The sequence below is a fragment of the Synechococcus sp. CCY9201 genome (genome assembly GCF_034931105.1).
Classification (GTDB): domain Bacteria; phylum Cyanobacteriota; class Cyanobacteriia; order PCC-6307; family Cyanobiaceae; genus CBW1002.
Genome location: NZ_JAYGIC010000087.1, coordinates 1 through 7,085 on the forward strand (window position 1 = coordinate 1; position 7,085 = coordinate 7,085).

6 protein-coding genes and 1 pseudogene are annotated in these 7,085 nt (G+C 66.1%); 5 read left to right on the forward strand and 2 right to left on the reverse strand.

From position 1 onward, the window contains the following. From VB716_RS08990 to VB716_RS09000, 3 genes and pseudogenes are all read left to right on the forward strand, one after another. Positions 1 to 260 (forward strand): annotated as a pseudogene (locus tag VB716_RS08990) (photosystem II D2 protein (photosystem q(a) protein)); the annotation flags it as partial. Next, a complete protein-coding gene (gene psbC, locus VB716_RS08995; RefSeq protein WP_197154551.1) occupies positions 244 to 1,632 on the forward strand; it encodes a photosystem II reaction center protein CP43 in 1,389 nt (462 codons plus the stop codon). The pseudogene VB716_RS08990 and the gene psbC, both read left to right, overlap by 17 nt. A gap of 379 nt (positions 1,633 to 2,011) precedes the next feature. Next, positions 2,012 to 2,872, forward strand: a complete 861-nt coding sequence (locus VB716_RS09000; RefSeq protein ID WP_323249958.1) for a hypothetical protein — start codon at positions 2,012 to 2,014, stop codon at positions 2,870 to 2,872. On the opposite strand, the gene VB716_RS09005 is transcribed toward VB716_RS09000, so the two are convergent. Continuing rightward, positions 2,869 to 3,531 (reverse strand): nucleoside triphosphate pyrophosphatase, encoded by a 663-nt coding sequence (locus tag VB716_RS09005; RefSeq protein ID WP_323270287.1) that lies wholly within the window; start codon positions 3,529 to 3,531, stop codon positions 2,869 to 2,871. The two genes, VB716_RS09000 and VB716_RS09005, sit on opposite strands and share 4 nt — an antisense overlap. Positions 3,532 to 3,688: 157 nt before the next feature. Between VB716_RS09005 and VB716_RS09010 the strand changes: the two genes are divergently transcribed. Both VB716_RS09010 and VB716_RS09015 read left to right on the forward strand, forming a co-directional pair. Beyond that, complete coding sequence (locus tag VB716_RS09010; RefSeq protein WP_323270288.1) at positions 3,689 to 4,099, forward strand: Npun_F0494 family protein; 411 nt, start codon at positions 3,689 to 3,691, stop codon at positions 4,097 to 4,099. Positions 4,100 to 4,158: 59 nt separating this feature from the next. Next, positions 4,159 to 5,670, forward strand: a complete 1,512-nt coding sequence (locus VB716_RS09015; protein WP_323270290.1) for a cobyric acid synthase — start codon at positions 4,159 to 4,161, stop codon at positions 5,668 to 5,670. On the opposite strand, the gene VB716_RS09020 is transcribed toward VB716_RS09015, so the two are convergent. Beyond that, positions 5,586 to 7,085 (reverse strand): apolipoprotein N-acyltransferase (locus tag VB716_RS09020; RefSeq protein ID WP_416238096.1); only part of this gene is annotated, 1,500 nt, incomplete at its 5' end. The two genes, VB716_RS09015 and VB716_RS09020, sit on opposite strands and share 85 nt — an antisense overlap.

The window sequence follows — 7,085 nt, forward strand, 5'->3', positions numbered from 1 at the left end:
TGCACTTCTTCATGCTGTTCGTGCCGGTGATGGGTCTGTGGACCAGCAGCATCGGCATCATCGGCCTGGCCCTCAACCTGCGTGCCTACGACTTCGTGTCGCAGGAGATCCGCGCCGCTGAGGATCCTGAATTCGAGACCTTCTACACGAAGAACATCCTTCTGAATGAAGGTCTGCGGGCCTGGATGGCCCCGGCCGACCAGCCGCACGAAAACTTCGTCTTCCCTGAAGAGGTTCTGCCCCGTGGTAACGCTCTCTAATCCCAACCTCAGTTCGGTCGGGGGCAAGGACCTCGATTCGACTGGTTACGCCTGGTGGGCGGGCAATGCCCGCCTGATCAACCTCTCCGGTCGCCTGCTCGGCGCCCATGTGGCCCACGCTGGCCTGATGGTGTTCTGGGCCGGCGCCATGATGCTCTTCGAGGTGAGTCACTTCACCTTCGACAAGCCCATGTACGAGCAGGGTCTGATCCTGTTTCCCCACGTCGCCACCCTTGGTTACGGCGTTGGTCCCGGCGGTGAAGTCACCGATCTCTACCCCTTCTTTGTGGTGGGGGTGCTCCACCTGATCAGTTCCGCCGTTCTTGGCCTGGGCGGCCTGTATCACGCCCTGCGTGGTCCGGAAATTCTGGAGAACTATTCCGCCTTCTTCTCCCAGGATTGGCGTGATAAGAACCAGATGACCAACATCATCGGCTACCACCTCATCCTTCTCGGTGTGGGCGCCCTGCTGCTGGTGTTCAAGGCCATGTTCTTCGGCGGTGTCTATGACACCTGGGCCCCCGGCGGCGGCGATGTACGCATCATCACCAACCCCACCCTCAGCCCTGGTGTGATCTTCGGTTATCTCACCCGAGCCCCCTTCGGCGGCGAGGGCTGGATCATCGGGGTCAACTCGATGGAAGACATCATCGGTGGCCACATCTGGATCGGTCTGATCTGCATCTTCGGTGGCATCTGGCACGTCATCACCAAGCCCTTCGGCTGGGTGCGTCGTGCCTTCATCTGGAATGGTGAGGCCTATCTCAGCTACAGCCTTGGCGCCCTGAGCTTCATGAGCTTCATCGCTTCGGCCTACATCTGGTTCAACAACACCGCCTATCCCTCCGAGTTCTACGGCCCCACCAACGCCGAGTCCTCCCAGGCCCAGAGCTTCACCTTCCTGGTTCGTGACCAGCGCCTCGGCGCCAACATCGGTTCGGCCATGGGCCCCACCGGTCTGGGTAAGTACCTGATGCGCTCCCCCACCGGCGAGATCATCTTCGGTGGTGAAACCATGCGCTTCTGGGACTTCCGCGGCCCCTGGCTGGAGCCCCTGCGTGGCCCGAACGGTCTGAGCCTCGACAAGCTGCAGAACGACATTCAGCCCTGGCAAGTGCGCCGCGCGGCTGAATACATGACCCACGCGCCGAACGCCTCCCTCAACTCCGTGGGCGGCATCATCACCGAGCCCAACTCGGTGAACTTCGTGAATATCCGCCAGTGGCTGGCCTCCACCCAATTCGTGCTGGCCTTCTTCTTCCTGGTGGGTCACCTCTGGCACGCCGGTCGCGCCCGCGCCGCTGCCGCCGGTTTCGAGAAGGGAATCGACCGTCAGGCCGAGCCCACCCTGTCGATGCCTGATCTCGACTGATTCAACCCAGGGCTTGCCCTGCGAATCAACCACGACTGGTGCCTGATCTGCCCTCACCTCGCGGTGGGGGTTTTTTATTGTTTCTGCGTCTGTGACTTCTTCCCAGATCCACAACCGCCGGATCAGCAGCCGGGAAGGATCAGATGAACAGGAATGAATAATCTCGGCTCATGCCTGCCTACGGCACCGCGATTCGCAGCATGATTGCCAGGGACGTGCAAGAAGACGCCATCAACGCCATCAGAATAAATAGGAATAGTTGCACCTAAGACAAGAAATGACTGTCAAACCGTCTACAGTTGCTTCTAGGAACGCCTGTTCAAAGACAGAATTCACTCCACTGCCACCTCGACCCAGGCACGGCAGCGCAAGCCAACCGATGACTGCACAGCCCATCCGCCTCACCGCCATGCATCGCACCTCCAGTGTCTATCCCCTTCTGATTGCAGCCCTGGTCGCTCCGCTGATCGCCCTGGAGCCGGCCCGTGCTGACACCAAGACGCTCGATCTCTCTCGCAACGGCTTTGTCTGTGATCGGAGCCAGAAAATCTGCTACAACAGCAGAGGAGCCTCCACCGAGGCCACCCGCAACGAATTCGGCAGCAAAGCGGAGCGTGATCTTGTGAATCGGCTCTCCGGTAAGCCGCGCCAGGAGGAGATCCGATTCAGCACCGGAGCGGAGTGCGACCTGCGGCAGCAGATCTGCTGGGAAGATGGTCGCAAGCGCAAGAATGTGAGCCAGCAGCTCAACAAGCAGCTGTTCGGCAACAGCAGTGGTGGATCCACCCAAAGCTGGCGCAATCCGGCTGACGATACCGCCACTTGCCAACTGAGTGATCGGAACCGGCGCATCTTCAGCGGTCGATGCGATCTGCAACGGCGTGCCACCAGCAGTGGCACCTCCTATGTGGTGGATCTGCGAGACGGTCGCCGCTACACCTTCTACAACCGCATGGGCCGGCTGGTGATGAGTGATGCGACCGGAACCTATCCCGTGACCTACAGCACCCGCGGGCGTTCAACCGTCTTCCGCTGGGCCAATATGGAATTGGAGACCTACCGCAATGACAGTGGCAGCAATTCCAGTGGCCGCTATCCCGACAACCGCTATCAGGACAACCGTTACCCGAACAACAGTTATCCCGATAATCGCTACCCCAGCAACCAGTACCCTGGCTACGGCAATCCTTCCAGCGGTGGGTCTGGCTTGCAGAACCTGATCGAGAACCTGTTTCGCTAAGGACGCCTCAGCCAGTTGTTCAGCAGCGGCAGGCTCAGACCGATCACGTTGCTGAAGCAGCCTTGGATCTGCTCCACCAAAAGCCCGCCACGACCCTCCAAGGCAAAGCCACCGGCACAACGCAGCGGTTCGCCGGTGGCGACATAGGCGGCGATCTCCGCCTCGTTCAAGCAGGCAAACTTCACGCGAGTGGTGACGGTGGCCAGCTGCACAGCCGCTGCCAGCACTGACGGTGGGGAAACGCCGGAATCAGTCGGAGGGTCAACGGGCTGGCTGGCCCCGCTGAGCCGAATCAGGCAATGGCCTGTATGCAACTCAGCCCAACCTCCGGCCATGCGACGCCAGCGTTGGCAGGCCTCGTCTGCATCGACAGGCTTGCCATAGACGTCGCCATCCATGCTGAGCACGGAGTCGCAGCCCAGCACCGCCGAGGTCTTCATGGCCTCCGTTGCCTCCAGCACCGACGCAGGGTTGCGTGCATCTGGCAACTGAGCCAGCACCGCCTCGGCTTTCGCCTGGGCCAGCCTCTGGACCAGCTGTTCAGGATTGGGGTGATGAATCGCCTCCTCATCGACCCCACTCACCTGGACCCGATGGGGAATACAGGCCTGCTCCAGGAGGCGGCGGCGGGCAGGAGAGGCGGAGGCCAGCAACAACATGGGGCGCGGCGGAAAGGGCAGTGAGGATCAATCCGGTGCAGACGATTCCGGTGCCGCGGCCAGGCGCGGGATCTCCAGGACGTCGTCCAATTGAATCAAAGACCCTGCGGATTCAAGGGTGTGGTCTGTGGGGAGGACAAGCGGCCACAATCGCCTGATGCATCCACAGCCGACGAACGACACGGCTCCTCAAGGAGACGCCGAGGAACGCGACCAGCGCTCCTGGAAGCGGGCCGAGCGAGCCGTCTGTTCCCTCTCCTACCGGCGTACGTTCTATGGGTTGGTCAGCGATCAGGCGATCAGCAGCGCCGATTTTTGCCAGCGGACCGACCTCGATCGCCTCTTCCGAGGCAGGGTTGCTGCGCCCGACTCGGTCGAGAACGACTGGATCTGGTTGATCCGGCTCGGCGTCCTGCGGCGCGAGGTGGATGGGCAGGGCCTGACGGAGCGGGTCCGGCTGACCCCGATGGGACGCCAGCTGCTGGCCACCTGGCCCGCAGAGATCCCCACAGCCACTCCCCTGCAACGCCTGCAGCACTGGGTCAGCCGGTACCGGCCACGGCGATGACCGAATGCGTCGATCCACTATCCAGCTGCCAACCTCCGTCAGCCTCCCTGCCGCCGCTGATGGTGCTGGGCACCAGCAGCGGGGCCGGCAAGTCGCTGATGACCGCCGCCCTCTGCCGGGTACTGAAGCGTCGCGGTGAAACGCCCGTGCCCTTCAAGGGGCAGAACATGAGCAACAACGCCTGGGTGGATCCGGCCGGCGGCGAGATGGCCTACTCCCAGGCCCTGCAGTCCTGGGCCGCGGGGCTGGAGCCCCTGGCGGCCATGAACCCGGTGTTGCTCAAGCCGCGGGGCGACAGCACCAGCGAGGTGATCCACCTGGGCCGCTCGGTGGGCACCGCCCGGGCCGAGCACTACTACCGCGATTGGTTCCGGCCCGGTTGGCGGGCGATCCGCCAGGGCCTGGCGGAGCTTCAGCAGCAGCACCCTGGCGGCCGGCTGGTGCTGGAGGGAGCCGGCAGCCCGGTGGAGGTGAACCTGCAGGCCCGCGATCTCACCAACCTGCGCCTGGCCCAGTTCCTGCGGGCCCGTTGCCTGCTGGTGGCCGACATCGAGCGTGGTGGTGTCTTCGCCCAGATCGTCGGCACCCTGGCATTGCTGCGTCCGGTGGAGCGCCCGCTGATCCGGGGTCTGTTGATCAATCGCTTCCGGGGACGCCGGGAGCTGTTCGATGCCGGTCGGAGCTGGCTGGAGGCCCAGACCGGGGTGCCCGTGCTGGGGGTGATGCCCTGGCTGGAGGAGCTGTTTCCACCGGAAGACTCGCTCGATCTGCTGGAGCGGCGCGGCCGCAAGAGCGGTGCCGAACTGGAGATCGCCGTGCTGCGGCTGCCATCGCTGAGCAACTTCTCCGATCTCGATCCGCTCGAAGCCGAACCCAGCGTGCAGCTGCGCTGGGTCCGGCCCGGCGAGGCGCTCGGCCGGCCCGATGCCCTGATCCTGCCGGGCAGCAAGCAGACCCTGCGCGATCTGGCCGGCCTGCAGGCGGCTGGCCTGAGCGAGGAGATCGCCGCCTACCTGGCCGGCGGCGGCCAGGTGTTCGGCCTCTGCGGCGGGCTGCAGATGCTGGGCCAGCGGCTGCAGGATCCCGAGGGTCTCGAAGGCGCCACGCCAGGGGTCTCGACCAGCACACTGCCAGGCCTCGGCCTGTTGCCGCTGGCCACCACGTTCAGCCCCGCCAAGACCCTGCGCCAGCGCCACAGCACCGCCCTCTGGCCACCGGGAGACCCGCTGCAGCTGGAGGGCTTCGAGCTGCACCACGGCCGCACGGAACTCCTGCAATCGGGCCCTGGCCCTGGCCCCTGCGCCCCCCTGGCGGCGGAGGCAGGGCTGGGCTGGTGGCGTTCGGCTGGTGAGCAGGGCGGCGAAGTGGCGGGCACCTACCTGCACGGCGTCTTCGAGAACGGACCCTGGCGGCGGCGCTGGCTGAACCAGCTGCGCAGGCGCCGCGGTCTTCCCCCCCTGAGCGAGCACCAGCCCCACCACGGCCGTCAGCGCGACGCGCTGCTGGATCGCCTCGCCGATGCCTTCGAAGCCCACATGGACCTGGACCCGTTGCTCGGAACCACCCGGTAGCCAAGCGTGCCCCAGGCCCCTCCAGCCAGGGCGAGCCCCAGCAACGGCAGCTCCCCGAACCGGTCATAGGGGGTCATGGCGTCACGCGGCTCCAGGCCGAGCACCGTCGTGACCGGCCTGCCCGGGGGGAGGGCGGCGCGCAGACGACCGGAGCTGTCGACCACCAGGCTGGGTCCGGTGTTGGCCGCACTCACCAGCCAGCGACCTGTTTCCAGAGCCCGCAGCTGGGCCAGGGCCTGGAACTGGCCCTGGAGCTGGGCGGGGTAGGGGTCGAGATTGGCGCTGGCCAGCAGCCACTGTGCCCCGGCGGCCACCGCGGCTCGCTGACCGACACCGTCGGCGATCTCGTAGCAGATCGCCACCCCGATCGCCCCGCCGGGCCGCTCCAGCAGCCGCGACGGCGCCCCCGGTGTGATCCCCCCCACGGCCGAGAGGCCACTCCAGCGCCACAGGTGGGCCAGGGGGACCCATTCCCCCAGCGGCACGACCCGGGCCTTATCGATCCAGCCGCTGGGCCGAGCCTGATCGCCAGGCGCAAAGCGCAGCACGCTGCTGCGCACCTCCGCGTCCTGGCGACGAAAGCCGCCGCTGAGCACTTCGGTGGGCGCTGGATCAGGCAGGGGCTGATCCAGCGGCAGAGCGCCCTCGGGCAACAGCAGTGCATCGATCGACTCCCCGGCTGCCCCTGCCGCCACGGCCAGCTGTTGTGCTGCCGCCAGCCTTTGCAGCAGCCGCTGCTGCTGGGCTGCTTCGAATTTCTGCCGGGTGGGAATCGCCGGCTGGACCACCAGAAGCCGCTGACCATGGGCCGGTGCCGGCAATGCCGATGGGGGCTGGGTGGCATTCGCTGCCTGGGCAGCTGGGGCCTGCTCGGAAGCCCGCAGCAGGGCGGCTCCCACACCATGCAGCAGAAGGACGGCCAGGAGCCAGCTCAGCAGCGCAGCGATCCCTTCAGACCAAAGGCGGCGGACCAACAGCCGCAGAACGCGCCACAGCAACCAGGCGATCAGGAGCTGCAACGCCGCCACCAGGCCGGCGCCGCCGAGGCTCGCCCAGGCCGCCAGGGCGCGATCACCCGGCAGGGCTGAAGCCCCCAGGCCGATCCAGAAGAGCGGGCCGCGGGCCAGTTGCACCTCGGCAAGGCCCCAGAGCGCCGCGGCGGTGATCGCGGCCGCGAGACCACCGCCTCCCCACCAGCCCTCCAGACGCATCAAGACAGCCAGCCACAGGGCCACCAGCAGGGCCCCAGCCAGGCCGCACAACCCCCAGAGCAGCAGGCAAAGGGGCAGGCTGAGGGGCAGGGGCACCCCCACCCAGTCGAGGGGATGGAGCCAGAGCAGCCAGCGGTGGCTCACCAGCACCGCCGCCGCGCCCCAGGCCCAGCCGCCGCGCCAGCCAAGCGGCGAACGCGGCAG

What these genes read in the sequence shown, in the direction of transcription:
- VB716_RS09000 (WP_323249958.1), top strand. Translation starts at nt 2,012, where the DNA reads ATGACTGCACAGCCCATCCGCCTCACCGCCATGCATCGCACCTCCAGT.
- VB716_RS09010 (WP_323270288.1), top strand. Translation starts at nt 3,689, where the DNA reads ATGCATCCACAGCCGACGAACGACACGGCTCCTCAAGGAGACGCCGAG.
- VB716_RS09005 (WP_323270287.1), bottom strand. Translation starts at nt 3,531, where the DNA reads ATGTTGTTGCTGGCCTCCGCCTCTCCTGCCCGCCGCCGCCTCCTGGAG.
- VB716_RS09015 (WP_323270290.1), top strand. Translation starts at nt 4,159, where the DNA reads ATGGTGCTGGGCACCAGCAGCGGGGCCGGCAAGTCGCTGATGACCGCC.